Genomic DNA, 24390 nt, shown 5'->3' with positions numbered 1-24390 from the left:
GTCTCTTTCGGGCCCTAAAGCGTCGCTTCGATCGCGCGCGCGGCTTCGTCGGGATCGGCCGCGGCGGTGATCGGGCGGCCGATGACGAGCATCGATGCGCCGTCGTTGAGCGCCTGGCGCGGGGTCACGACGCGTTTCTGGTCGCCGGCCTCGCCATTCGCGGGCCGCACGCCCGGAACCACGAAAAACCCGTCCGGCCACAGCCGCTTCGCGGCCTTCACTTCCGCGCCGGAGCAGACGACGCCGTCCAGCCCCGCTTCGCGCGCGAGCTTCGTCAGCCGTTCGACCTGTGCATGGGAATCGCTTTCCACGCCGATCGAGCGGAGATCGTCGTCGTCGAGACTGGTCAGCACCGTCACCCCGACGACTTTGGTGCCGGCAGGAGCGGCCGCCTTGGCGTCTTCCATCATCGCGCGACCGCCCGCCGCGTGAATGGTGAGCACCGCCGGCTCCAGGTCCCGCAGCGCCTGAACAGCCTTGGCGACGGTATTCGGGATGTCGTGCAGCTTCAGGTCGAGGAAGATGGGCAGTCCCAGCTGCGCCATCTCCTTGACCCCGGAGCGTCCATTGGCGGTGAAAAACTCCAGCCCGAGCTTGATCCCGCCGACGTGATGGCGAACCTTGGTGGCAATGGCCTTTGCGCGTTCGAGGTCGGGCGTATCGAGCGCGACGTAAACCGGACTCGTCATGCGCCGCCCGGCGGCATTGTGGTGATCGGACCGGCTGGTCCCATCGGCTCAGCGGCGACGACTGTCGTCGGCACCGCAACAACTCCGCTCTCGCTCATCATCCGCCGCCGCAACCGGTAGCGGGTCGCCTGCCACAGCAGCAGGGGCGGGATCAGGCCCAGCAGGAAGAAGACGGCGAGCAGCAACGGCAGCTTGGTTTCCAGGATCAGGCCGTTCCACAGGTTCACGTCCACGACCGTCCAGTTGTTGAAGCAGAACAGCGCGACGATCACCGCCACGACGATCCAGAACAGGGTCTTCAGGAACGACATGCCCTGACCTTAAGGTGTGAAGTTGCGCAAGGCTAGCCGATCTCGGCCCGCAGCTTTTCGAACAATGCCGGCACGGCTCTCAGCCTCGGCTCTTCCTCCTCCAGGATCGCGCGGAACAGGTCGCGCTTCAGCTCGGCGGCCACGCCCGGCGGCAGGGTTCGGTGCACCGGCAGCGTCGAAAGCACGATGTCGATCAGACGATCGGCGCCGTGCAGCCGGCCCCAAAGATAATCATTTTCCCGATATGCTCTGCTAAAGAAGGCTCCAAAGCTGTTGAATCGAATTCCCTTCAGCGTCGCCTCCGCGCCCCCTGCGCGGATCGCGGTCGCGTCATCGGGCGAGATGCGGTCGACCTTCACCGCATCGAATTCGCCATCGGCTTCCGGGCCTGTCAGGGACAGGGTGGTCAGGTCGTAAAAAGCGAATCCCAGATAGGCGAACAGCATGTCGCGGCGCTCGGCCCGGGGCAGTGCCGCCAGCGCGTCCGACAGCAGCCGGTCGGCGTCGTCGTCGATTCGGCGCAGGTCGCGCGCCGCGCCGATTGCGTCGATCGCGGCGCCCGCCTCCTCGGTCACAATGCAGGCCAGCGCCGCGACTTCGTCGCTGAAGAAACTCGCCATCTCGCGCTCGAGATAAAGCGCCAGGATTGCGTAAATGCACCGCTCGAACCCTTCGCAGGCAACCGCGAGATCTTCATTCGCTTCCTGGATCGCCGACAGGCGCTGGGCGAGGAAGCGCAGGCGGCGGATGCGGAAGCCGAGGTCATGCTCGCGAAAGAACGAGATCGCGGCGGCCGTGGCCCCGCCGCCGGGCGCGCTGACCCGCTCAAGGCCCCGGCGCTGCAATTCCGCCCAGATCGCCTCGCGGGCTTGCGTGCGGGTCGGTCCGATCCCGCGCGGCGTAACCCGACGGATCAGCCCCGCCAGTTCCTCGACCACCCCGGAAAGCTTCAAATGCCCATAGGCGGCATAAGCGGGACCGGAGCGCTTGGCCGCCTCGGTCTGGGCGCGCGAGCGCCAGCTGGCGATCCGCGCCGGCGTCGGGCTGTCGAGGAAGAACGTGCCGCCGAACAGCTGCACGATGGCTTCCTCGACCTCGTCCCGCAGCGCCTCGATGACGCGCCGCATGCGGGCGATGCGCTCCGAACGGCCCTGGAGCGCCTCCAGATTGTCGCGGATCGGCTGTTCGCGGGGGATTTCGGTCAACGCACCGAGGATCGTCGAGAAGAATCCCGGCGCCTCGCTGCCGCTGGCGCCCCCGATGCGGATGCTGCGCAGTCCGGGCTTGGGATCGATGAACACGAAGCGCCGGTCGATCTCGCGCCGGGAAGAGCGGTTCTTCAGGGCATCCATCGCCGGGCGGAATGGCGCGTTCGACAGCACCGATCCGTCGATCAGCGCGGCCGTGTCCGCCATTCCGGCTGCGCTGTGGCGGGGCAGGGTCCGTTCCAGGAAGCGGCTCCGTCCCCGCCATTGGACATCGCGGGCTGCCAGCACCGTATCCAATTCTGCTACCGTGAACGGAGGAAAGGCCCCCGGAAAGCTTGCGGTCGCCCGCGCAGCGAAGGCGAGTTCGGCCGAGGCGCCGAGCGTGCGTTCCGCGCCGCCTCTGTCGGTAAAGCTGATGGTCAGCCTGTGTTCGGTTTCAACGACTTCCGACGGACTGTTAAGGCGAAGTCTCTCCGGATGCCCGCGAAAGTCGGTCACCGTCACGAACAGATCGAGCGGCTGTTCGTCGGGCAGCAGCGGCGGTCCCGCCTCGCTTGCCGCCATCGCATCCAGCGCGTCGAGCAGCAGGTTGGTGAACACTTCGCCGCCGAACGGCGGTTCGAACCAGCGCGACCGGACGAAACTCGACAGCTTCCGCCGCACTTCCGCGCGCGTATCCGGATCGACGCTCTCGATCGCCTCGCCGCCGCGGTCCGCCAGCATCGCCAGCGGAATTGCCCAGAGCTTCGACAGTCGCGTGGCGCGCGCTTCCGGATCGATCAGCTGCTCCACGTCTGCGGCATCGAGCCAGAGATCCGTCAGCGGGTCGAGCGACTGGCCGGTCGCGACCGCCTGCGCCAGGAAAATACCGTTGATCCCGCCCGCACTCGCCCCGGCGACGATGTCCGAAAAGACGGTGAGCTTCAGCCCGGCATGTGCCTCGATGCGCTCGAGCAGCCGCCGATAGACATTCTGGCTGCCGGTGCAGAAGCGGCCGTCATGAAAGGCGCGGCTGGCGCGGGCGAGGCGCCACACTTCCTTGGTGATGCCGTGCATGTAGACGGCGAGACTGATCCCCCCATAGCAGACCAGCGCCAGCCGCAGTTCCTTTTCGCGCATCCGGGCCAGCGTGGACGAGAACGATCAGCCTGTCGAGGCAAACTCCGCCCAGATCGGCAGATGATCCGATGCCTTGCGTGCAGTGGGCGAGCAATGGACGCCGCAATTTGCGAGTTGGAGCCCCCGGAACATGATGCGGTCCAGCGCGGCAACCGGCCGCCGCGCGTGGAAACTGCGCCCCGTCGGCGCAAAGGCGAAGCCATGGCCGAAATCGCGAAGACAGCCGCCATTCGTCCACTCGTTCAGGTCGCCCATCATCACGGTGGGCAGCGGCTCGCCCTGATCGACGCGGTGCAGAATCGCACGGCTCTGCCGCCGCCGCCACAGGCCGGACAGGTCAAGGTGCATGCCGACGATCCGCAGGCCCTCGCCCGCGATCCGGATTTCGCCCAGCACCGCACCGCGTGGCTCGAGCGCAGGAATGTGCAGCGCCTCGCACCCAGTGATCTCGACGTCCTTGTGAACAAGGATCGCATTGCCATGCCAGCCGATCCCGCCGGTGCGGTGGGGCAGCGGGACCGGCCGGTACGGGCTGTGCTCTTCAAGCAGATGGGCCGGCAGCGCACTCACGCGCTCGCCGAATCGCCGGTCGGCTTCCTGCAAGGCGACGACGTGCGCGCCGATCTCGCAAAGCACCTCGATCACCCGTTCCGGACTTCGCCTGCGATCGGTGCCGATGGCTTTACGCATATTATAACTAGCGACGCGGATCATGCCGGTCTGAACTAGGCAGCGGCCGATCCGGTCGCAACACCCGGCGAAGAAAGCTCATCGAACCCCTTCAGGCGTCAGCCGCGGTCCGGGCGGCGGGTGGCGGACAGGGTGGGATTCGAACCCACGGTGAGCGTGAACCCACGGCGGTTTTCAAGACCGCTGCCTTAAACCACTCGGCCACCTGTCCAACCGGGGCCGCTTATCGCCGGATCGAGGCGGCGCGCAAGAAAAGCCTGTTGCATGCCCGGCCAGCTATGGCGATTAGAGGGGGCAGAGGGGACGGCGATGCGTAGCATGTTTGTCGCGGCCGCTCTGGCGTTCAGTATCGGCGCGCCGGTAGCGGCCCAGGACGAGGCGGGATTCCAGAACTTCCTGACCCAGGTGCGTGCCGAGGCGCTCGCACAGGGGGTAAGCGCCCGGACGCTTGATAGCGTGCTGCCGACGCTGACGTTCAACTCGCGCGTTGTCGAACTGGACCGGTCGCAGCCGGGCGGCAATCCGGCCGCGCCGCCGAGTGCGATCCCGGCCTTCGCGCCGTATCGGATCAAGCATGTCGACAATGCCCGCATTTCGCGCGGGCGCGCTAAATACCAGGCGCTGCGGCCGATGCTCTCGCGGGTCGAGGCGCAGACCGGCGTGCCCGAATCGATCATGGTCGCAATCTGGGGTCACGAGACCAATTATGGGTCCTACACCGGTGACTTCGACCTGCCGCGCTCGCTTGCCAGCCTCGCCTATGACGGGCGACGGCGCGATCTGTTCACGCAGGAGCTGATCGACACCTTCAAGATGATCGATCGCGGCATCCCGCGCGACAAATTGAAGGGCAGCTGGGCCGGCGCCACCGGCTATCCTCAGTTCCTGCCCAGCGTCTATCTCCGCCTTGCCCGCGACGGCGACGGTGACGGCAAGGCGGACATCTGGACGTCCGACGCCGACGCGCTCGCCTCGATCGCCAATTACTTCGTCAATGCCGGCTGGCGTCCGGGACGGCCCTGGGGCGTGCCGGTCAGTGTTCCGCCCTATCTCGACCGCACTGCGATCGAGGGAAAGATCACGTCGCCTCGCTGCCCCCGCGTGCACGATCGGCACAGCCGCTGGATGACGGTCGCCGAATGGCGCAGCCGCGGCGTCGTCCAGACTGGCGGCCAGCCGCTTCGCGATACCGAGCTGGTCACGCTGCTGGAACCCGACGGCCCGGGCGAGACCGCGTACCTATTGACCGGCAATTATCGCGTCATCCTCGATTATAACTGCTCCAATTTCTACGCGCTTTCGGTAGGGCTGCTGGCCGACGCCGTCGCGCAAACTTCGTGAGTTAAAGAATGAAAGCCTATCTGCTCGGTTCGCTGTTCCTCGTCGCGCTGTCGACCCCGACGATCGCCGCCGCGCCGCCGTTCGATACCCCGGCGCCGGTCGCTTACATGGTCGACCTGTCCTCGGGCGCGCAGCTCTATGCAAAGGATGCCGATCGCCGCATGCCGCCGGCATCGCTCGCGAAGATGATGACGGTCTATGTCGCGTTCGACATGATGAAGAAGGGCGAGCTGAAGCCTTCTACCATGTTCACCGTCCGGCCGGAGACCTGGCAGAAATGGCACGGCCCGGCCGCCGGCTCGACCATGTTCCTGAGCCCGAACGAGCAGGTGAGCGTCGAAAACCTGCTCTATGGCATCGTGACGCTTTCCGGGAACGACGCTTGCGTCGTGCTGGCCGAAGGCATTGCCGGCACCGAGGAAGCCTTCGTCCAGCGGATGAACGACGCGGCAAAGCGGCTGGGCATGACCAACAGCCATTTCGGCACCTCGAACGGCTGGCCGGACGAAGGCGTCACCTACGTGACCGCCCGCGACCTGGCGAAGCTTGCCAGCGCGACCATCCAGAATTTCCCGCAGCTTTATAAGCAATATTACAGCAAGCCCGATTTCACCTGGGGCAAGACGATGGGCGGCGATGCCATCACCCAGGCGAACCGCGATCCTCTGCTCGGCCGCGTTCAGGGCGCCGACGGCCTGAAGACCGGCCATACCGAGGAAGCGGGCTATGGCTTCACCGGCTCGGCCGAACAGAATGGCCGCCGGCTGGTGATGGTGATTGCGGGCCTCAACAGCTTCAACCAGCGGATCAGCGAGTCCGTGCGCTTTATGGAATGGGGCTTCCGCGCCTGGAAATCGAAGCCGTTGTTCAAGCAGGGCGCCAAGGTTGAAACTGCGGAAGTCCAGCTCGGCAGCGACAATCAGGTCGGCCTTGTCGCGCCTCGCGATCTTGCTGTGACGCTGCCGGGCGGGGCGGCATCGAACTTCAAGGTCAAGGTCGTCTATGACGGGCCGATCAAGGCGCCGATCAAGAAGGGCGATCACATCGCGGACCTGGTCGTCTCGGCGCCCGACACGCCGCCGCAGATAATGCCGCTGGTCGCCGCGAACGATGTCGGCCCGGCCGGCTTCTTCGGCCGCGTCTGGGCCGCGATCATGTCCTTCTTCGCTTGAGTGCCCGTTTCATCAGCCTCGAAGGTGGGGAGGGCGTCGGCAAATCCACCCAGGCGCGGCGCCTGGCCGACGCGCTGCGCACCAGAGGCTTGGACGTCCTGCTGACGCGCGAGCCGGGCGGCAGCCCGGGCGCGGAGGCGATCCGGTCGCTGCTGCTCGAAGGCGACGCCAATCGCTGGTCGCCGGGAGCCGAGGCGCTGTTGTTCGCCGCCGCGCGCGCCGATCACGTGACCAGGACGATCGACCCTGCGCTCAGCGAAGGGCAATGGGTGATCTGCGATCGCTTTCTGGACAGTTCGCGCGCCTATCAGGGCATGGCGGGCGGGGTCGGCGACGCGGCGATCCAGAATCTGCATCAGATCGGCAGCGACGGTCGGCTGCCCGATCGGACGCTCGTCCTTGCGCTGACGGACACGGATGCCGCCGCTCGCGCCGATGCGCGCGATGCGGGCTGCCCTGACCGCATTGGCGGGCGTGCATCGGACTTCCATGCGGAGGTTGCGCAGGCGTTTCGCGATTTCGCGCGAGACGATCCGGAGCGCATCCGCCTGGTCGACGCCAGCGGCAGCGAGGGAGAGGTGACCGAGCGGCTGCTCGCCGCGCTCGCCGATCTGCTGCCATGACGTCACTTCTGGGCCATGATGCGCAGGCGGCCGCGTTCCTGAGCGCAATGCGATCGACAAGGCTGCACCATGCATGGCTGCTGACCGGCCCGCGCGGCACCGGCAAGGCGAGCTTCGCCCGGGCAGCAGCGCTGCGGTTGCTGGCCGAAGCGGCGGACCCGGAAACGGGCGGGCAAGGGCTGGATGTCGATCCCGAGCACCGGATCGCAAGGCTGTTCGCCGCGAAGAGCCACCCCGATTTCCGCCTCGTCGAGCGCGAGCCCTGGAAGCAGGACGAGATCATCCCCGAGATCGACCGCAAGGGCGACGAGCCGCTCGCGCGCAACATCCGCGTCAAGCAGGTCCGGATGCTGGAGCGGGTGCTGTCGGTCTCGCCGGCGCTGTCCAGCCGCCGCGCGATCGTCATCGATTCTGCCGACGATATGGAACGCGGCGCCGCCAACGCGCTGCTGAAGAGCCTGGAGGAACCGCCCGCCGGCACTGTTTTCTTCCTCGTCAGCCACATGCCCGGCCGGCTGCTGCCGACGATCCGGTCCCGCTGCCGCCTGCTCCGCTTCGGCCCGCTCAGCGACGAACAGATGCGCGTCGTGCTGCGCCGGGAGTTGCCCGAAGCGGCGCCGGATGAGATAGACGCTCTGGTGAAAGCGGGGGAGGGCGCGCCCGGCCAGGCGCTGCGCTTCGCCGGCCTGGAGATCGGCGCGCTGGACGCCGCGCTGGAGCAGATGGCCCGCACCGGCGATCCGTCGAACGCGACCCGCGCGTCGGTCGCCAAGTCGCTGGCCCTCAAGGCCGCCCAGCCACGTTACGAAGCATTCCTGGAACGCGCGCCCGCCTTCATCGCGGCCCAAGCCCGCATCCGTCGCGGTCCCGAACTCGACCGGGCGCTCGACCTCTGGGCCAAGTCCCGCGACCTCGCCGCCAGCGCAATCGGTCTGTCGCTCGATCCGCAGGCGACCGCGTTCCAGCTCGGCAGCTACGTGGCTCAGTTGGCTGAAAAATAGTCCGTTCGTGTCGAGCGAAGTCGAGACACCCGCTTCTCGACTTCACTCGAAGCGAACGGAGTTTGAATTGAGCCGAAGCGGCCCTAAGAGCCCCTGCATGGCCGAACCCTTCTACATCACCACCGCCATCGCCTATCCGAACGGCCGTCCGCATATCGGCCACGCCTATGAAGCGATCGCGACCGACGCGATCGCGCGCTTCCAGCGGATGATGGGACGCGACACCTTCTTCCTGACCGGCACCGACGAGCATGGTCTGAAAATGGCCCAGACCGCGCGTGACCGCGGCGTCGAGACGCGCACACTGGCGGACGAAATGTCCGGATATTTCCAGGAGATGGATCGAGCCCTTAATATCAGCTTCGATCGGTTCATCCGCACTACGGAGCCCGAACATCACGCCGCCAGCCAGGCGATCTGGAAGGCAATGGAGGCGAAGGGCGACCTCTACCTCGGCCGCTACGAAGGCTGGTATTCGGTTCGCGACGAGGCGTTCTACGACGAAAAGGAGCTGGTCGAGGGGGAAGGGGGCGCCAGCCTCTCCCCTCAGGGCACGCCTGTCGAATGGACCGTCGAGGAAACCTGGTTCTTCCGGCTCTCCAAATATCAGCAGCCCCTGCTCGATCATTATGCGGCGAATCCCGATTTCATCCGGCCGGAGCGAAGCCGGAACGAGATTGTCCGCTTTGTCGAAGGCGGGCTCGCCGACCTCTCGGTTTCCCGCACCAGCTTCGATTGGGGCGTGAAGGTTCCGGGCTCTGAAGGCCACGTCATGTATGTGTGGGTCGATGCGCTTACCAATTACCTGACGGGTGCAGGCTATCCTGAATCGGGCTACACCAGCCGCTGGCCCGCCGACCTGCACGTCATCGGCAAGGACATCGCACGCTTCCACGCGGTTTATTGGCCGGCCTTTCTGCTGTCCGCGGGCATCGCCCTTCCAAAGACCGTGTTCGCGCATGGCTTTGTCCTCCACCGCGGCGAGAAGATGTCGAAGTCGACGGGCAATGTGGTCGATCCGATGGAGCTGGCGAGCCGCTATGGGGTCGATGCGCTGCGCTATTTCCTGCTCCGCGAAGTCGTGTTCGGGCAGGACGGCAGCTATTCGGACGAGGCGATCGTCACCCGCGCCAATGCCGACCTGTCCAACAGCTTCGGCAATCTCGCCCAGCGCGTGCTGAGCTTCATCGCGAAGAATCTGGGCCGCGTGCCGGGCGAGGGAAGGGCCGAGCCGGCCGACGCGGACCTGCTCGACGCGGTCGCCGCCGCCACGCGCGACGAGGTGCCCGCCGCGTTCGAACGGCTGGCGCTCTCCGAAGGCTGCGAAGCGTGGATGCGCGCCGTCTTCGCCTGCAACCAATATGTCGATGCTCAAGCCCCCTGGGCACTCCGGAAGACCGATCCCGAGCGGATGGAAGCCGTGCTCCGCACCTTGCTGCTCGCTATCCGCGACCTCGCGATCGCGATCCGCCCGGTGATCCCCGCCTCCGCGGACAAATTGCTCGATCTGCTCGGCGCAAAGGCGCGCACCTATGCCGATCTCGCGGACCGCAGCTGGATCGATAGCGCCGATCTTCAGCCGCCCAGCCCGATCTTTCCCCGCCTTGAACTCCCGATGGCGGAGGCCAGCTGAATCCCATGCTCACCGACAGTCACTGCCACCTGAACTATAAGGGCCTGATCGAAGACCAAGCCGGCGTGATCGCACGGGCGCGGGCGGCGGGGGTGGGGACGATGCTCAACATCTCGACGCGTGAGCGCGAATGGGACGCGATCGTCGCAACCGCCGAAAACGATCCGGATATCTGGGCCTCGATCGGCATCCATCCCCACGAGGCCGATGCCCATCCGGATGTCGACACGGCAAAGCTCGTGGCCAAGGCCGCGCATCCGAAGGTCATCGGCATCGGCGAGACCGGCCTCGATTATTATTACGACCATTCGGACCGCGATCGGCAGCGCGCCAGCTTTCGGGCCCACATCGCCGCCGCGCGCGAAACCGGCCTGCCGCTGATCGTCCACACCCGCGATGCCGAGGCGGACACGGCCGAGATCCTCGCCGACGAAATGGAGAAGGGCGCCTATTCCGGCGTGATCCACTGCTTCACTGCCAGCGGCGCCTTTGCCGATATTGCGCTGGACCTCGGTCTCTACATCTCGATTTCCGGCATCGTGACGTTCAAGAACGCCAGGGATCTGCAGGAAACCGCCGCTCGCATCCCCGAAGACCGGCTGCTGATCGAGACGGACTCCCCGTTCCTGGCCCCGGTGCCGCACCGGGGAAAGCCCTGCGAGCCGGCCTTCGTCGCCGACACGGCCCGGTTTCTGGCAGAGCTGCGCGGCACCAGCATCGAGGCGCTGGGCGACGCGACCACGCGCAATTTCCGCGCCTTGTTCACGAAAGTGAGTGCGTGAAGGTCACAATTCTCGGCTGCGGCACGTCGTCGGGCGTCCCGCGGATCGGGAACGACTGGGGCGCCTGCGATCCCGCCGAACCGCGCAATGCGCGCCGGCGCGTCTCGATCCTGGTTAACACCGCATCAACCACGATCCTGGTCGACACGTCGCCGGACCTGCGCTGTCAGCTGCTCGACGCGCATGTCGACCGCGTCAATGCGGTGATCTGGACGCACGACCATGCCGATCATGTCCACGGCCTCGACGATCTGCGCCAGCTCTTTCACCTGCAACGCGCGCCCATCGCCGGCTATGCACGCCCGGCAACGATTGACGTGCTGCGCGCGCGTTTCGGCTATGTCTTCGAGGGTGCGGACGGATATCCGGCGACCGCGACGCTGTCGGACCTGCCCGACACGCTCCAGATCGGCGACATCCGTGTGAGCGTCGTCGACCAGCCCCATGGCAGCATCACCTCGGCCGGCCTGCGTTTCGAAGCGGACGGCAAATCAGCCGCTTACGCCACCGATTTCCACCAGATGACGAACGCGATGCGCGACCTATATTCAGGGCTCGACCTCTGGATCGTCGATGCGCTCCGCAGGCGTCCGCACCCCACCCATCCGCATCTGGACGAAGCGCTTGGTTGGGTGGCGGAGCTGGCGCCGAAGCGGACGCTGCTGACGCATATGGACAATTCGATGGATTACAGGCGCTTGCTGACCGAACTGCCGAACGGTGTCGAGCCGGCTTACGACAATCAGGAGATCGCACTGTGACCGGCGATCAGACCGTGCAGGTGTTGGGCGCGGTCATGATGCTGACTTTGGTCGGATCGAGCCTGTTGTCGCGACGTCTCGCGATCGGCGAGGCTGCGCGCATGGTTGCCGGCTGGCTGCTGATCTTCGCGGCCGTGCTGGTCGGCTACAGCTACCGGTTCGAGCTGCACGCCGTCATCCAGCGCGTCGCCGGTGATCTGCTCGGCGAGCGCGGCCAGACGGTCGGCGACACGCTCAGGATTCCAATGGCGTCCGACGGACATTTCTGGGTGCGCGCCCGCGTCAATGGTCACGAACAGCGTTTCCTGATCGATAGCGGCGCGACCACGACGGCGCTGTCGGCCGACGCTGCCGATGCCGCGGGCCTGACGGTCGAGCGCGGCGGCTTTCCGGTCATCATCAACACCGCGAACGGCTCGGTCGAGGCCCAGAGCACGCGCATTCATCGGCTGAAAATGGGCCCGATCGTCGCCGAGGATATGGCCGCGGTCGTCTCGCCGGCGTTCGGCGACATGAACGTGCTCGGCATGAACTTCCTGTCGTCGCTGGAAAGCTGGCGGGTGGAAGGGCGGACGCTGATCCTGGAGCCGCACAAGCTAGGCGAGAAGCCTCGTGGCTCCGGTTAGATTTTACATAATGTATATTATCGGGATTTGAAATGGACGGAAAGGCGGCCCCTCTCGCGCTCGATCGGCTTGCCCGGATCATGGCCCGGTTGCGCGATCCGGCGCGCGGCTGCGAATGGGATGTGGCCCAGACCTTCGCCACGATCGCGCCATACACGATCGAGGAAGCCTATGAGGTTGCCGACGCGATCGAGCGCGACGATCTCGACGGACTGAAGGACGAACTCGGCGATCTCGCGCTCCAGGTCGTGTTCCACGCGCGCATGGCCGAGGAACTTGGCGCGTTCGACCTGGCCGACGTGCTGACCGCGATCGCCGACAAGATGGAACGCCGGCATCCGCACGTGTTCGGCGATCACGAGCACGCGCCTGGCTGGGAAACCGTCAAAGCCGCCGAGCGCGCGGACAAGGACGATCCGAGCGCGCTCGCCCACGTCGCCCGCGCTTTGCCTGCACTGCTCCGTGCCGAAAAGCTGCAGAAGCGCGCCGCCCGCACCGGCTTCGACTGGCCCGATGCCGACGGCCCGCGTGCCAAGATCCTCGAGGAGCTGGACGAGATCGCGGCGGCGCCGGCGGATATGATCGAGGAAGAAGTCGGCGACCTGCTCTTCGCAGCCGTCAACTTCGCACGGCATCTGAAGATCGATCCGGAAGCCGCGCTTCGCAAAGCGAACGACAAGTTCGAATGCCGCTTCCGCGCAATGGAAGCGATGGATGATGGATTCGTCCATCTGAGTCTCGACGAAAAGGAAGCGCTCTGGCAGCGGGCGAAAGCTCTCACCTGAACTCTCTGCCCGGTTTGGCCTGAGCCTGTCGAAGGCCTCCCTTCTTTTCTGGACCCGAAATAGGAAAGGAAGGGCTTCGACAAGCTCAGCCCGAACCAGCCTTTAGGTCTCTCCGCTAGACCCGCGCCTGAAACCGGTCCCAATCGCGGTCCGACAAGCGCACATCATAGGCGATCCGGTCGCCGTCGATCGTTTCTTCCCCGACCACCTCGCCATGCTCGTGCAGCCAAGCCGCAGCCGCGCCGTCGGTCATCGGCACCTCGATATGCCGCACCCGGTTGGAACCCGTCAGCCGGTCCGACACCAGCCGTTTCAGGGCATCGACCCCCTCCCCGGTCAAGGCCGAGATCAGCACCACGTCATCGCGCTTCGCCGCCTCGGCCGCGATCGCTGTCCGTCGCTCCGGGTCGAGGCTGTCGAGCTTGTTCCAGGCTTCGATCCGCGGCGCCTCCGCGCCGATTTCGGTCAGCACCCGCTCCACATCGGCGCGCTGTGCGTCCGAATCCGGATGCGCGATGTCGCGGACATGGACGATCAGGTCGGCCGAGATCACTTCCTCCAGCGTCGCCCGAAAGGCCGCGACCAGCTGCGTCGGCAGGTCGGACACGAAGCCGACCGTGTCCGACAGGATTGCCTTGTCGAGCCCGGGCAGCGCGATCTGCCGCATCGTCGGGTCCAGCGTCGCGAACAGCAGGTTTTCGGCCATGACGTCGGCGCCGGTCAGCCGGTTGAACAGCGTCGACTTGCCGGCGTTGGTATAGCCGACCAGCGCGATCACCGGCCAGGGCGCACGCCGGCGCCGGTCGCGGTGCAGCGTGCGCGTGCGGCTGACGGTCTCCAGCTCTCGCCTTAGCTTTGCCATCCGGTCGCGGATCAGGCGCCGGTCGGCCTCGATCTGCGTTTCGCCGGGGCCGCCCAGGAAGCCGAAGCCGCCGCGCTGGCGTTCCAGGTGCGTCCAACTCCGCACCAGCCGGCCTGCCTGGTAATCGAGATGGGCAAGCTCGACCTGCAGCCGCCCCTCGGCGGTCGCCGCGCGCTCGCCGAAGATTTCGAGGATCAGGCCGGTGCGGTCGATCACCTTGGCCTTGGTCCCCTCCTCCAGGTTGCGCTGCTGCACCGGCGTGATCGCGCCGTCGACGATGACGAGCTGCGCGTCCTGGGCACGCACCGCCGTCGCGATCTCCTCGACCTGGCCGCTGCCGAACAGCGTGGCCGGCTTGGGCGCGCGAATTCGGAACGCCTGCCGCTCCGCGACCTCGATCCCGATCGCCTCTGCCAGGCCGGCGGCCTCGTCCAGGCGCGCCTCGACATCGCGCCCGTCCGCGTTCCGCAGATCGGGATAGGCAATCACCGCCCGCGCGCCGCGGGCGAATTCGTCATAATCGCGTTCGAAACCGGTCATCGCAGCGCAGATAAGCACTCCGCGCGCTCAGGCAACGGCTCTCAATCCCCTTGGGCCTGCTCTTCCGCCAGGTTCAGCGGGTGAGCAGGCTGCACGGTGGAGATCGCGTGCTTATAGACCAATTGCGTCTGGTTCTCGCGGCGCAGCAGCAGGCAGAACAGGTCGAACGCGGCGACTTCGCCTTGCAGCATGACGCCGTTCACCAGGAACATCGTCACCGGCTCTTCGCTTCGCCGCACTGCACTCAGGAACACCTCCTGCAGCAGGGTCGGCTTTTTCTGGCTGTCGGCGAACGCCTTTTCGATCGGCGCGAGATCGACCGGCGCGGCCGGCATCACGGTCGAGATCGCATGTTTGTAGACCAGCTGCGAACTGCCGTCCCGGCGCAGCAGCACCGAGAAATTGTCGAACCAGGTGATGATTCCCTGCAGCTTCACGCCCTTCACCAGGAACATCGTCACCGGCGTCTTGGACTTGCGCAGCGAATTCAGGAAAATGTCCTGAAGATTATTGACCTTGTCGGCCATGCATTGCCTCCGCTCTTTTGGCGGCTTCTCGGCTCCCCCTGTGGAAGCGCCCAATCCATAGCCCGAAAGCCCCGGACGGTCGAGTCGCGCTATTCTTCGTCCCTGGAATCGGCAAGGCCGAGCAATTTGAGCTTCCGGTGCAAGGCCGAGCGTTCCATGCCGATGAAGCTCGCGGTGCGCGAAATGTTCCCGGAAAATCGGCGGATCTGGACGCGGAGATATTCGCGCTCGAACGTCTCGCGCGCTTCCCGAAGCGGCGCGCCCATCATCGCCGTCTGAGTCGCGTTCGACGCCAGCTGCGGCTGGTCGCTCAATACCTCGGGCGGCAGCATGTCGATGTCGATCCGGCCGATCCGATCGCCCGGCGCCATGATGATCGTCCGCTCGACGATGTTGCGGAGCTGGCGGACATTTCCCGGCCAGTCATAGGCCTGCAGCGCAGCCATCGCATCGCCGGCAACCTCGGGCGTCGGCACCCGCCGCTCGGCCGCGTAGCGCGCGACGAAATGATCGACGAGCGCCGGGATATCCTCGCGCCGCTCCGTCAGCGGCGGCAGGTGCACCGGCACCACATTCAGACGGTAGTAAAGATCCTCGCGGAACCGGCCTGCCGCGATCTCGTCGGGCAGAGGCCGTGCGGTTGCCGACACGACGCGGACATCGACCTTCACCGTCCGCTGCCCACCCACCCGCGCAAAGCTCTGGTCGGTCAGCACGCGCAGGATCTTCGCCTGGGTCGTGATCGGCATGTCGGCGATTTCGTCGAGGAACAGGGTTCCACCATGCGCCTGTTCGAGCAGGCCGGGACGGGCGAGTTCGCCTCCCTCTTCCACGCCGAACAATTCCTCTTCGACGCGTTCGGGCGTCATCCGCGCCGCGCTGACGACGACGAATGGCGCTTCGGTACGCGGGCTCCACAGGTGCAGCAGCCGCGCCGCCACTTCCTTGCCGACGCCGGCCGGCCCGGTGATCAGCACCCGGCTGCCGGTTGCGGCCACACGCTTGAGCGTCGCCCGCACCTGGTTGATCGCCGAAGAGCTTCCGGTCAGCTCGTCGCCGCCACCGACCTGCGCCTTCAGGTTCGCGTTCTCGCGCCGCAGCCGCTCGGTCTCGGTCGCACGGCTGACGAGCAGCAGCAGTCGCTCCGCCTCGAACGGCTTTTCGATAAAGTCGGCCGCTCCGCGCCGCACCGCCGCGACGGCCGTGTCGAGATTGCCGTGGCCGGAAATCACCAACACCGGCAGCGACGGATCGCGCCGCTTGATCTCGTCCAGCAGTTCCAGCCCGTCGAGCTTCGAGCCCTGCAGCCACACGTCGAGCAGCACCAGCGACGGCCGGCGGTCGCGGATCGCGTCCAATGCGGCATCACTGTCCGCAGCGCTGCGGGCCGTATAGCCTTCGTCTTCCAGCACGCCCGAAACGAGATCGCGAATATCCTGTTCGTCATCGACGATGAGTACGTCCAGCGCCACGCCTGTCAGCTCCGTGTCAGCGCGATCGGCGCGCGCTCTTCCTCGATATCGGCCTCGCGATTGATCAATGGCGCGAGTGCCTGCGGATCCAGCGTGATCACGGCGATCGTTCCACCCCCTTCCCTGTCTCTCAGCTCGATGGTGCCGAAATGTTCCTCGACGATCTTCTTGACGATGGCGAGGCCAAGGCCGGTGCCCCGTGCGCGCATCGTGATATAGGGCTCGAACAGCTGCCCGCGCTCGGCCGGAAGCCCGGCGCCGTTATCCTCGACCTCGATCACCAGCCGATGCTCGTCCGGTTCCGTGATCCGCATTGCGATCATCCCCTCGACGGGGCCGGATTCGCATTTCCGTTCAATCGCTTCGACGCCATTCTTGACGATGTTGGTCAGCGCCTGGCCAAGCTGGCGACGATCGCAGACCAGGGTCGGCGACGGCTCCGGCGCGTCCAGCGTGAAACGGATGCCGGGATGCGCGACTTCGTGCAGGAACAGGGCCTGGCGCGCGATGTCCACGATCGCTTCGGCGCGGAACAGCGGCTTGGGCATACGCGCGAAGGACGAGAATTCGTCGACCATCCGCCTGAGGTCGCCGACCTGCCGCACGATCGTCTCCGTCAGCCGGTCGAAGGTCGAGCGGTCGTTGGCGATATCCTTCCCGTACCGCCGTTGCAGCCGCTCGGCCGCGAGCTGGATCGGGGTCAGCGGGTTCTTGATTTCGTGCGCGATGCGGCGCGCGACGTCCGACCATGCGGCGCGCCGCTGGTCGAGCAATTGCTGGGTGATGTCGTCGAACGTCAGCACCGATCCGCCGCGGCCGGCCACGATCTTGACCGCGAGCGTCCGCGGCTCTCCGCCGCTGGTCAGCTGGACGACTTCCTCGCGGTCCTGGCCATCGAGCAGGACCGCCAATTCCGGCGCGACGTCCTTGAGCTGGCGTCCGACCGCGTCTTCGCCGCTCTTCAGGAGTTCGGCTGCCGAGCTGTTGATCAGCCGGATGCTGCAATCGGGATCGACCGAGATCACGCCCGCGGTGACGCCGGACAACACCGCTTCGGTGAAGGCGCGGCGCCGGTCGAGCTGGTCGTTGGCGCTGACCAGCTGGAGCGTCTGTTCCTCGAGCCGCCGGGTCATCCGGTTGAACGCGTTCGCGAGCGTGCCGATCTCGTCCCGTTCGCGCGGTATCTCGACGCGAGCGGAAAGGTCGCCGGCCGTAACCTTGCGCGCCGCGTCCACCAGCTCGCCGACCGGGCGAACCAGCCGGTCGGCGACGCGGAGCGCAATCCACACCGCCGCCGCGGCAATCAGCAGCGAAATCAGCAGCAGCGCCGCGTTGAAACGCAGCTGCAGCGAGCGTGTGCGGTCGAGCAGCGCGTTATAGTCGCGCAGCACCGCCTTGGCGCGCGCGCTCTGGGTCAGCGCCTGCGGGTCGGAAATGCGCGAGGCGTAGAGATAGGTGTTCCCCGACGGCATCAGCTTGGTGACCGCCTCGATCCGATCGGGGCTGTCGGTCACCACCACCGGCTCGCCGCGGGTCAGGCGCAGAACGACGGCGGGAGAAACGCGCTTTTCCACCGGACGCGCGTCCGGATTGACCATCGCCAGCGTATGCGCGCTGCCGTCCGGGCTGATCGTGACGATCGCCGACTCGCTGAACTTGCGCGACAGCACCTGCCAGCCATAGCCTTCGGCGAATTCGGGACTGTCGGACCGCGCCTGCGCCAGATAGTCGCGCAGGTCGCCCGCCATCGTGACCGTCTCGGCGGCGACCTCCTGGCGTTTTTCCTGGTAATAGCCCTGGGCCAGCTCACCGGCGTTTTCCAGCATGCCGCGCGCCCGATCCGAGAACCAGAACTCGACGCCGTACTGGAACAGCAGCGACGCGAAGATCACGACCAGGATCGTCGGCACGGCGGCGATCACCGAGAACAGCGCGACGAGGCGGACGTGCAGCCGCCCTCCCCCGCCGATCGGCGATTTGGCGGCGCGACGCTTTGCGACACGGCGGCCCCACAGCACCAGCAGCGCGATCGCGGGCACCAGGTTGGCGATCAGCAGCAGCGCGACGAGCGGCGGCGTCAGCGGGCGGCTGCCGGGCTGCGCCTCGAGCAGGAAATAGCTGCCGACGCCGATGCCGATCGCCAGCAGCAGCGTCAGCAGCTCGACCGCGGGCATATAGCGCGACCGGCGGCGGATCACGGACAGGGTCCGCCGCCATCGCGGTGTTCGGTTCGGGGTGTCGGCCAGGCCGGCGTTCATCGTTGCACGGATACAACAGTTTGGGCGATTGCCAAACCTATGTTGCGCGTCCGCAACAGGTTTTTGGCGCGTGCTTCTGTCAGGCCGCGGCGCGTGACAGCCACGGACTGTAGAATTCGCGCAACATGCCCAGAACCACGGCGCTGCTCGGCTCCTGGTTCACGCGGTTGCGGAACTCGGCCGAGCCAGGCAGGCCCTTGGTGTACCAGCCGATATGCTTGCGCGCCATGTTGACGCCGGTCATCTCGCCATAATGTGCGAGCATCGCCTCATAATGCTCGACGATCAAATGATATTGTTCCTCGATCGTCGGTTCGGGCAGCTCGACGCCGTGCGCGAACCAATGCATCATCTGCTTCAGCAGCCACGGTTTGCCATAGGCGCCGCGCCCGATCATCACCCCGTCCGCGCCGGATTGCTCCAGCGCCCGCTCCGCGTCGGCGATCGAGCAGATATCGCCGTTGACGATCACCGGGACCGAGACCGCGTCCTTAACGCTCCGGACAAACGCCCAGTCCGCTTCGCCCTTGTACATCTGGCAGCGGGTGCGGCCGTGGATGGTGATCATCTGCACGCCCAGATCCTCGGCGATCCGCGCAAGTTCCGGCGCGTTCAGGCTCGCATGGTCCCAGCCCATCCGCGTCTTCAGCGTGACCGGCACCTTCACCGCCTTGACCGTCGCCTCGATGATCGCCGCGGCGAGCGGGATATCGCGCATCAGCGCCGAGCCGGCGTCGCCGTTCACGACCTTCTTGACGGGGCAACCCATGTTGATGTCGATGATCGCGGCGCCGCGATCCTCGTTCAGCTTCGCAGCCTCGGCCATTTCGCGCGGCGCGCAGCCGGCGAGCTGCATCGACACCGGTTCCTCGACCGGGTCCCAGGCCGCTTTCTGCAGCGATTGGCGCGTCTCGCGGATCATCGCCTGGCTGGCGATCATCTCGGTAATGTTGAGGCCGGAACCGTAGCGCCGCACGAGCCGCCGGAACGGCAGGTCGGTGACCCCGGTCATCGGCGCCAGCAGCACCGGGCTGTCGATCCTGACCGGGCCGACCTGGATGGGCTTGAGCTTCGTCATGGGAAGGTGGGCACATAGCGAGTCCGCCCCTTTTCGGCAAGGCAAGGGCCCGCTAACGGGGCTCGCGTGAACAGGGTCGTCGCACTGATCGTCGCCGCCGGCAAAGGCGAACGCGCTGGCGGCGACGTGCCCAAGCAATTCCGCATGCTCGCCGGCAGGCCTCTCGTCGCCCATGCCTTTGACCGGCTTGCGGCGCACCCGGGCGTGGATGCGGTGCTGGTCGTCGGCGAGGAAGAACCGCTGCGCGACGCGCTCGGCGACCGCCCGCTGCTCGGGATTGCGCCGGGCGGTGCGACCCGTCGCCTGTCGGTCCGCGCGGGCCTGGAAGCAATCGAAGCGCTGGGCGGCGCGGATATCGTGCTGATCCACGACGCCGCCCGTCCCTTCACCCCCACTGCCGTCATCGACCGGCTGCTGGCGCCGCTCGAAACCAGCCCCGGCGCCGTTCCCACCCTGCCCGTCGCCGACACGCTCGCGAAGCACGGCGCCGCTTTGGGCGAGGTCGTCGATCGCGACGCGCTGGTGCGCGTTCAGACGCCCCAGGCGTTCCGTTTCGACGACATCATGACGTCACATCGCGCCTGGCGGGCTGAGCAAGAGCCGACCGACGACGCACAGATGGCGCGCGCCGCTGGCTTCGACGTGGCGCTGGTCGCAGGAGATCCGATGCTGGAGAAAATCACCCGCGCCGAGGACTTCGCCGCTGCCGAAGCGCGCCTCGGCGCCCGCTCGTTCCGCACCGGCATGGGCTTCGACGTGCATCGGCTGGCCGAAGGCGAAGAGCTCTGGCTCGGCGGCATTCGCGTGCAGCACGACAAGGGCCTGCTCGGCCATTCGGATGCCGACGTTGGCCTCCACGCGCTCACAGACGCGATCCTGGGCGCAATCGCCGAAGGCGACATCGGCACGCACTTCCCGCCCAGCGATCCGCAATGGCGCGGCGCCCCCTCCTCCCGGTTCCTCGAGCATGCCGCGCATCTTGTCGCGCAGCGCGACGGACGCATCGAGCATGTCGATCTCACCCTCATCTGCGAGGCGCCGAAGATCGGCCCGTATCGGGACGCCATCCGCGCGCGCATCGCCGACCTGTTGCGGCTTGCGCCCGGCAGGATTAGCGTGAAAGCGACCACGACCGAGCGGCTGGGCTTCACCGGCCGCGGCGAAGGGATCGCGGCCCAGGCCGTCGCGACGATCAGCCTTTACGAGGATTCCGAATGAGTTCCGCCCCCGACCAGCCCAGCGTCGATCTCCTGTTGCCGCAGGAGCTGGTCGACAAAGCGCGTCAGGTCATCGAAGCCAACCGCGCTGTCGGCCGCCGCCTGGCGGTCGCCGAAAGCTGCACCGGCGGCCTGGTCGGCGCCGCGCTGACCGAGATTCCGGGCTCCTCCGACGTGTTCGAGGCAAGCCTTGTCACCTATTCCAACGACGCGAAGATGAAGCTGGTCGGCGTCAGCCTCGACGTGCTGGAGACGTTCGGCTCGGTGTCGATCGCGAACGCCTGGGCGATGGCACAGGGTGCGCTGGATCGCGCCGGCGTCGATGTGGCGGTTGCGATCACCGGCATTGCGGGGCCGGACGGCGGCTCGGAGAAGAAGCCGGTCGGCACCGTGGTCTTCGCCCGGGCCGAACGCGATGCGCCGCCGGACAAGATCAAGGCCGAACGACGGGAGTTCGGCAATCTCGGCCGCGGCGGGATTCGCCTTCAGGCGGCGCTGTGCGCGCTCGAGCTGCTGATGCCCGACGCGCCGATGGCGGCCCCACCCGCGCCGTAGAGCACGGCTGCCCGCTCCTCGAAGGCGTTGATCATCTTGCGGAGCGCGGTGTCGAACATCTGGCCCGCCAGCGCCTCGAACACCCGGTTTCGAAACGTGAAGTCAACGCAGAAGTCGACCAGGGCCCCGCCCTTCCCGTCCGGCCGGAATTTCCAGTCGTTGCTCAGATGCTTGAGCGGGCCTTCCAGGTAATCGACCCGGATATGGTCCGGCCGCTCCTTGTGCACGCGGCTGGTGAAGCGTTCGCGCAGCGCCTTGAAGCCGACGATCAGGTCCGCGACCATTTCCGTGGCGCTGTTCGATCGCACCCTGACGGCCGCGACCCAAGGCAGGAATTCGGCATAGCGGCCGACGTCCGCGACCAGATCGAACATCTGCTCCGGGGTGTAGGGCAGCTGCCGGGTTTCAGAGTGACGCGGCATTCAATCGCTCATCCGTTCGTATCGAGCGAAGTCGAGATACGTCGACACGGAGCTAACGCTTCTCGACTTCGCTCGAAGCGAACGGCAATTTGTTCGCCAGCTTTGCTTCCCGCGCAGCCCGCATCCGCGCGAAGTCGTCCCCGGCATGATAGCTCGACCGCGTCAGCGGAGAGGATGCGACCAGCAGGAATCCCTTCGCCCGCGCGATCGCGGCATAGGCGTCGAAGGCCTTGGGCGGCACGAACTCCTCTACCTTCGCGTGGCGCGGCGTCGGCTGCAGATACTGGCCCATCGTCAGGAAATCGACGTCGGCTGAGCGCATGTCGTCCATCACCTGATGCACTTCCAGCCGCTGCTCGCCCAGACCAAGCATGATGCCGGATTTGGTGAAGATCGAGGGATCGAGCTTCTTCACGCTCTCCAGCAGCCTGAGCGACGCATAATAGCGCGCGCCGGGCCGGATCGTCGGATACAGCCGGGGCACCGTTTCCAGGTTGTGATTGTAGACGTCGGGCCGCGCGGCGACGATCGCCTCGACCGCGGCTTCATGCTTGTTGCGGAAATCGGGCGTCAGGATTTCGATCGTGGTGCTCGGCGTCGTGCGTCGCAGCGCCTCGATCACCTTCACGAATTGCGACGCGCCGCCGTCGGGCAGGTCGTCGCGATCGACCGAGGTCACGACGATATGCTCCAGCCCCAGCTCGGCGGCCGCATCGGCGACATGCTGAGGTTCCTTGGCGTCGACGGCCCGCGGCATGCCGGTCTTCACGTTGCAGAAGGCGCATGCCCGCGTGCAGGTGTCGCCCAGGATCATCACGGTCGCGTGCTTCTTGGTCCAGCACTCGCCGATGTTCGGGCACGCCGCTTCCTCGCAGACGGTCGCTAGGTTGAGCCGGCGCATCAGCTGCTTGGTCTCGGCAAAGCCGGTGCTGGTGGGCGCCTTCACCCGGATCCAGTCGGGCTTGCGGACGCGCGCGGGGCGCAAGATCGGGTCGGCTTCGCTCATGCAGGCGCAAATAGCGAGGCAAGACCCGGCTTGCCACCCCCGCGTCAGCTTCCTAACGCAGTTTGCATGAGCCAAGGATTTGAAGACCTGATCGCCGGCTATCGCCGTTTCCGGGACACCGGATGGTCCCAGCAGCGCGAGCGCTGGGCCGAGCTGAAGGAAGGCCAGTCGCCGCGCGCGATGGTCATTGCCTGTTCGGACAGCCGAGTCGACCCGAGCATCATCTTCGACACCTCGCCAGGCGAGATTTTCGTCGTCCGCAACGTGGCGGCGCTGGTGCCGCCGTTCGAGTTGGGCGGCCTGCGTCACGGCGTGTCCTCGGCACTGGAATTCGCCGTCACGCAGCTTGAGGTCGAGGAAGTCGTGATCATGGCGCACGGCGCGTGCGGCGGCGTCAATGCCGCGCTCACCCGCCGATTCCGCGGCGCGCCGCCGGGCGAAGGCGGCTTCATCGCCCGCTGGATGTCGATGCTCGACGAAGCACGCGACCGGATCGTGGCGGACATGGGTGAAGGTCCCGAAGCGATCCGCGCGCTGGAGCTGGAAAGCGTACGCGTCAGCCTCACCAATCTGCGCACCTTCCCATGCATCCCGGTGCGAGAATCGGCGGGCAAGCTCAGGCTTCGCGGCGCCTATTTCGCGATTGCCGACGGTGTCCTTCACCTTCTCGACGAAAGCACCGGACGCTTCGCGCCCGCCTGAATCGGAACGGGTTTGCCTCTCAAGCCGTTAAGGCGGCTGTTCGTTGAGAGGAGAGAACGATGCTGAAGCGCCTGATTGCAGGCGCGGCCCTGCTCGCGCTGGCCGCGCCGCTCGCCGCCCAGACCGCCGCGCCAACCACCCCGCCGACCCAACCGGGATCGCACGAGGATCCGGGAACGCCGCGGACGCCGCTGCCGGTCGATCGCGGTTACGACAAGCCGCAGGTCCGCACAGAGGCGATCAATGCGCCCAATCGGGGCGAGGTGGCCGCCGCCAACAGCATGACGTCGGGCAGCTCCACCGGCAGCACCGCTGCGATCAGCGCCGATCTGCAGGCCCAATATGATGCCGACATGGCCGCATGGGTCGACGCGATGCGCTCGCGCGATTCCCGGATCGCCGCCAATGCGCGCCAATATGACCGCCAGCAGCGCGCCTATGCCGACGCCATGTATGTCTGGCGCATGCAGGCGCGCGACTGCGAACGGGGCTACCAGTTCGCCTGCAACCGCCCGACGCCGAACCCGGCCGATTTCATGCGGTGAGCCTAAGCTCCTCCCCGGAACGGGGAGGGGGACCGCGGAAGGCGGTGGAGGGGCCGCAGCGAAGCGGAGGTTTAAGTCCGTCGCTACGCGACGCCCCTCCACCATGCTCCGCATGGTCCCCCTCCCCTGCTTTGCAGGGGAGGATTTTGACTCTTACTTCTTGCCCAGGCTGAGGCCGCCGAAGCGCTTGTTGAAGCGCGCGACCTGGCCGCCCTGGTCGAGCATCTGGCCGCGGCCGCCGGTCCAGGCCGGATGAGCGAGCGGATCGATCTCGAGCGCCAGCGTGTCGCCTTCCTTACCCCAGGTGGAGCGGGTCTGGTACACGGTACCGTCGGTCATCTGCACCTTGATCATGTGATAATCGGGGTGCGTGTCATTCTTCATGATCTTAAACTCCGGAGCGGCTGGTTCCGACCAGCCTAAAAGGAACGCGGGCCGCTAGCAGAAGCGCCCGACCCTGACAAC

Annotated in this window: 25 protein-coding genes and 1 tRNA gene; 13 read left to right on the top strand and 13 right to left on the bottom strand. The window is 66.5% G+C overall.

From position 1 onward, the window contains the following. Positions 1-14 precede the first annotated feature (14 nt). From pyrF to SCH01S_RS03430, 5 genes are all read right to left on the bottom strand, one after another. Entirely contained in the window at positions 15-689 is a 675-nt protein-coding gene (gene pyrF / locus SCH01S_RS03450) for an orotidine-5'-phosphate decarboxylase (protein WP_046347384.1), read from the bottom strand. Then, complete coding sequence (locus SCH01S_RS03445) at positions 686-1000, bottom strand: hypothetical protein (RefSeq protein WP_046347383.1); 315 nt, start codon at positions 998-1000, stop codon at positions 686-688. Before SCH01S_RS03445 ends, pyrF begins: the two co-directional genes overlap by 4 nt. A gap of 32 nt (positions 1001-1032) precedes the next feature. Beyond that, a complete protein-coding gene (locus SCH01S_RS03440) occupies positions 1033-3327 on the bottom strand; it encodes a patatin-like protein (RefSeq protein ID WP_046347382.1) in 2295 nt (764 codons plus the stop codon). A gap of 24 nt (positions 3328-3351) precedes the next feature. Continuing rightward, positions 3352-4017 (bottom strand): endonuclease/exonuclease/phosphatase family protein, encoded by a 666-nt coding sequence (locus tag SCH01S_RS03435; protein WP_245612142.1) that lies wholly within the window; start codon positions 4015-4017, stop codon positions 3352-3354. 121 nt (positions 4018-4138) lie between these two features. Continuing rightward, positions 4139-4228: transfer RNA gene (locus SCH01S_RS03430), tRNA-Ser, on the bottom strand. Positions 4229-4326: 98 nt separating this feature from the next. Between SCH01S_RS03430 and SCH01S_RS03425 the strand changes: the two genes are divergently transcribed. The 9 genes from SCH01S_RS03425 to mazG all read left to right on the top strand — a co-directional run bounded on the left by SCH01S_RS03425 (position 4327) and on the right by mazG (position 12741). After that, positions 4327-5358 (top strand): lytic murein transglycosylase, encoded by a 1032-nt coding sequence (locus SCH01S_RS03425; protein ID WP_046347380.1) that lies wholly within the window; start codon positions 4327-4329, stop codon positions 5356-5358. Between the two features lie 8 nt (positions 5359-5366). Next, positions 5367-6530, top strand: a complete 1164-nt coding sequence (locus tag SCH01S_RS03420) for a D-alanyl-D-alanine carboxypeptidase family protein (RefSeq protein WP_046347379.1) — start codon at positions 5367-5369, stop codon at positions 6528-6530. Beyond that, positions 6527-7153: a dTMP kinase gene (gene tmk, locus SCH01S_RS03415; RefSeq protein WP_046347378.1), complete on the top strand. Its 627-nt coding sequence runs from the start codon at positions 6527-6529 to the stop codon at positions 7151-7153. The genes SCH01S_RS03420 and tmk overlap by 4 nt, the downstream gene beginning before the upstream one ends. Further along, a complete protein-coding gene (locus tag SCH01S_RS03410) occupies positions 7150-8154 on the top strand; it encodes a DNA polymerase III delta subunit-related protein (protein ID WP_046347377.1) in 1005 nt (334 codons plus the stop codon). Before tmk ends, SCH01S_RS03410 begins: the two co-directional genes overlap by 4 nt. Positions 8155-8251: 97 nt before the next feature. Continuing rightward, positions 8252-9787 (top strand): methionine--tRNA ligase, encoded by a 1536-nt coding sequence (gene metG / locus SCH01S_RS03405; RefSeq protein WP_046347376.1) that lies wholly within the window; start codon positions 8252-8254, stop codon positions 9785-9787. Between the two features lie 5 nt (positions 9788-9792). After that, positions 9793-10569: a TatD family hydrolase gene (locus tag SCH01S_RS03400; RefSeq protein WP_046347375.1), complete on the top strand. Its 777-nt coding sequence runs from the start codon at positions 9793-9795 to the stop codon at positions 10567-10569. Next, on the top strand, positions 10566-11330 hold the full coding sequence (locus SCH01S_RS03395) for an MBL fold metallo-hydrolase (protein WP_046347374.1): 765 nt from the start codon (positions 10566-10568) through the stop codon (positions 11328-11330). The genes SCH01S_RS03400 and SCH01S_RS03395 overlap by 4 nt, the downstream gene beginning before the upstream one ends. Further along, positions 11327-11956 carry a retropepsin-like aspartic protease family protein gene (locus SCH01S_RS03390; RefSeq protein ID WP_052733752.1) on the top strand — a complete coding sequence of 210 codons (630 nt, stop codon included), beginning with the start codon at positions 11327-11329 and terminating at the stop codon, positions 11954-11956. Before SCH01S_RS03395 ends, SCH01S_RS03390 begins: the two co-directional genes overlap by 4 nt. Before the next feature lie 32 nt (positions 11957-11988). Further along, a complete protein-coding gene (gene mazG / locus SCH01S_RS03385) occupies positions 11989-12741 on the top strand; it encodes a nucleoside triphosphate pyrophosphohydrolase (protein ID WP_046347373.1) in 753 nt (250 codons plus the stop codon). Between the two features lie 115 nt (positions 12742-12856). Here the strand turns inward: mazG and hflX are convergent, their stop codons facing one another. From hflX to dusB, 5 genes are all read right to left on the bottom strand, one after another. After that, positions 12857-14143: a GTPase HflX gene (hflX, locus tag SCH01S_RS03380; RefSeq protein ID WP_046347372.1), complete on the bottom strand. Its 1287-nt coding sequence runs from the start codon at positions 14141-14143 to the stop codon at positions 12857-12859. Positions 14144-14184: 41 nt separating this feature from the next. Next, positions 14185-14724, bottom strand: coding sequence for an RNA chaperone Hfq (gene hfq, locus SCH01S_RS03375; protein WP_281174945.1), 540 nt, complete (start codon positions 14722-14724; stop codon positions 14185-14187). A gap of 35 nt (positions 14725-14759) precedes the next feature. Beyond that, a complete protein-coding gene (ntrX, locus tag SCH01S_RS03370; RefSeq protein WP_046347370.1) occupies positions 14760-16142 on the bottom strand; it encodes a nitrogen assimilation response regulator NtrX in 1383 nt (460 codons plus the stop codon). A gap of 5 nt (positions 16143-16147) precedes the next feature. Further along, positions 16148-18400 carry a sensor histidine kinase gene (locus SCH01S_RS03365; protein WP_439645799.1) on the bottom strand — a complete coding sequence of 751 codons (2253 nt, stop codon included), beginning with the start codon at positions 18398-18400 and terminating at the stop codon, positions 16148-16150. Between the two features lie 79 nt (positions 18401-18479). Then, entirely contained in the window at positions 18480-19478 is a 999-nt protein-coding gene (dusB, locus tag SCH01S_RS03360; RefSeq protein WP_046347369.1) for a tRNA dihydrouridine synthase DusB, read from the bottom strand. Between the two features lie 66 nt (positions 19479-19544). Between dusB and SCH01S_RS03355 the strand changes: the two genes are divergently transcribed. Next, on the top strand, positions 19545-20696 hold the full coding sequence (locus SCH01S_RS03355; protein ID WP_281174944.1) for a bifunctional 2-C-methyl-D-erythritol 4-phosphate cytidylyltransferase/2-C-methyl-D-erythritol 2,4-cyclodiphosphate synthase: 1152 nt from the start codon (positions 19545-19547) through the stop codon (positions 20694-20696). Continuing rightward, complete coding sequence (locus tag SCH01S_RS03350; RefSeq protein WP_046347368.1) at positions 20693-21250, top strand: CinA family protein; 558 nt, start codon at positions 20693-20695, stop codon at positions 21248-21250. The genes SCH01S_RS03355 and SCH01S_RS03350 overlap by 4 nt, the downstream gene beginning before the upstream one ends. Here SCH01S_RS03350 and SCH01S_RS03345 read toward each other — a convergent pair. Both SCH01S_RS03345 and lipA read right to left on the bottom strand, forming a co-directional pair. Then, positions 21181-21672: a type II toxin-antitoxin system RatA family toxin gene (locus SCH01S_RS03345; protein WP_046347367.1), complete on the bottom strand. Its 492-nt coding sequence runs from the start codon at positions 21670-21672 to the stop codon at positions 21181-21183. The two genes, SCH01S_RS03350 and SCH01S_RS03345, sit on opposite strands and share 70 nt — an antisense overlap. Positions 21673-21724: 52 nt before the next feature. Continuing rightward, positions 21725-22678, bottom strand: coding sequence for a lipoyl synthase (lipA, locus tag SCH01S_RS03340; protein ID WP_046347366.1), 954 nt, complete (start codon positions 22676-22678; stop codon positions 21725-21727). A 66-nt stretch (positions 22679-22744) separates the two neighbouring features. Between lipA and SCH01S_RS03335 the strand changes: the two genes are divergently transcribed. Together SCH01S_RS03335 and SCH01S_RS03330 are read left to right on the top strand one after the other, a co-directional pair. Continuing rightward, complete coding sequence (locus tag SCH01S_RS03335) at positions 22745-23380, top strand: carbonic anhydrase (RefSeq protein ID WP_046347365.1); 636 nt, start codon at positions 22745-22747, stop codon at positions 23378-23380. 59 nt (positions 23381-23439) lie between these two features. Beyond that, entirely contained in the window at positions 23440-23925 is a 486-nt protein-coding gene (locus tag SCH01S_RS03330; RefSeq protein WP_046347364.1) for a hypothetical protein, read from the top strand. 153 nt (positions 23926-24078) lie between these two features. Here SCH01S_RS03330 and rpmE read toward each other — a convergent pair whose 3' ends face one another. Beyond that, on the bottom strand, positions 24079-24309 hold the full coding sequence (gene rpmE / locus SCH01S_RS03325; protein WP_046347363.1) for a 50S ribosomal protein L31: 231 nt from the start codon (positions 24307-24309) through the stop codon (positions 24079-24081). Positions 24310-24390: the final 81 nt, after the last annotated feature.

Origin of the sequence: Sphingomonas changbaiensis NBRC 104936 (assembly GCF_000974765.1) — a bacterium.
GTDB classification, from domain to species: Bacteria; Pseudomonadota; Alphaproteobacteria; order Sphingomonadales; family Sphingomonadaceae; genus Sphingomonas_B; species Sphingomonas_B changbaiensis.
Note: the sequence above shows the minus strand (reverse complement) of the source record. Positions and strands in the feature narration are given on the sequence as shown.

Excerpts from the sequence above, each read along its gene's own strand:
- SCH01S_RS03445 (WP_046347383.1), bottom strand. The coding sequence starts at position 1,000 with ATGTCGTTCCTGAAGACCCTGTTCTGGATCGTCGTGGCGGTGATCGTC.
- SCH01S_RS03435 (WP_245612142.1), bottom strand. The coding sequence starts at position 4,017 with ATGCGTAAAGCCATCGGCACCGATCGCAGGCGAAGTCCGGAACGGGTG.
- rpmE (WP_046347363.1), bottom strand. The coding sequence starts at position 24,309 with ATGAAGAATGACACGCACCCCGATTATCACATGATCAAGGTGCAGATG.
- SCH01S_RS03345 (WP_046347367.1), bottom strand. The coding sequence starts at position 21,672 with ATGCCGCGTCACTCTGAAACCCGGCAGCTGCCCTACACCCCGGAGCAG.
- SCH01S_RS03400 (WP_046347375.1), top strand. The coding sequence starts at position 9,793 with ATGCTCACCGACAGTCACTGCCACCTGAACTATAAGGGCCTGATCGAA.
- SCH01S_RS03365 (WP_439645799.1), bottom strand. The coding sequence starts at position 18,400 with ATGAACGCCGGCCTGGCCGACACCCCGAACCGAACACCGCGATGGCGG.
- SCH01S_RS03420 (WP_046347379.1), top strand. The coding sequence starts at position 5,367 with ATGAAAGCCTATCTGCTCGGTTCGCTGTTCCTCGTCGCGCTGTCGACC.
- lipA (WP_046347366.1), bottom strand. The coding sequence starts at position 22,678 with ATGAGCGAAGCCGACCCGATCTTGCGCCCCGCGCGCGTCCGCAAGCCC.
- SCH01S_RS03440 (WP_046347382.1), bottom strand. The coding sequence starts at position 3,327 with ATGCGCGAAAAGGAACTGCGGCTGGCGCTGGTCTGCTATGGGGGGATC.
- metG (WP_046347376.1), top strand. The coding sequence starts at position 8,252 with ATGGCCGAACCCTTCTACATCACCACCGCCATCGCCTATCCGAACGGC.
- SCH01S_RS03350 (WP_046347368.1), top strand. The coding sequence starts at position 20,693 with ATGAGTTCCGCCCCCGACCAGCCCAGCGTCGATCTCCTGTTGCCGCAG.
- pyrF (WP_046347384.1), bottom strand. The coding sequence starts at position 689 with ATGACGAGTCCGGTTTACGTCGCGCTCGATACGCCCGACCTCGAACGC.
- SCH01S_RS03410 (WP_046347377.1), top strand. The coding sequence starts at position 7,150 with ATGACGTCACTTCTGGGCCATGATGCGCAGGCGGCCGCGTTCCTGAGC.
- hflX (WP_046347372.1), bottom strand. The coding sequence starts at position 14,143 with ATGACCGGTTTCGAACGCGATTATGACGAATTCGCCCGCGGCGCGCGG.
- mazG (WP_046347373.1), top strand. The coding sequence starts at position 11,989 with ATGGACGGAAAGGCGGCCCCTCTCGCGCTCGATCGGCTTGCCCGGATC.
- SCH01S_RS03425 (WP_046347380.1), top strand. The coding sequence starts at position 4,327 with ATGCGTAGCATGTTTGTCGCGGCCGCTCTGGCGTTCAGTATCGGCGCG.
- SCH01S_RS03335 (WP_046347365.1), top strand. The coding sequence starts at position 22,745 with ATGAGCCAAGGATTTGAAGACCTGATCGCCGGCTATCGCCGTTTCCGG.
- dusB (WP_046347369.1), bottom strand. The coding sequence starts at position 19,478 with ATGACGAAGCTCAAGCCCATCCAGGTCGGCCCGGTCAGGATCGACAGC.
- SCH01S_RS03330 (WP_046347364.1), top strand. The coding sequence starts at position 23,440 with ATGCTGAAGCGCCTGATTGCAGGCGCGGCCCTGCTCGCGCTGGCCGCG.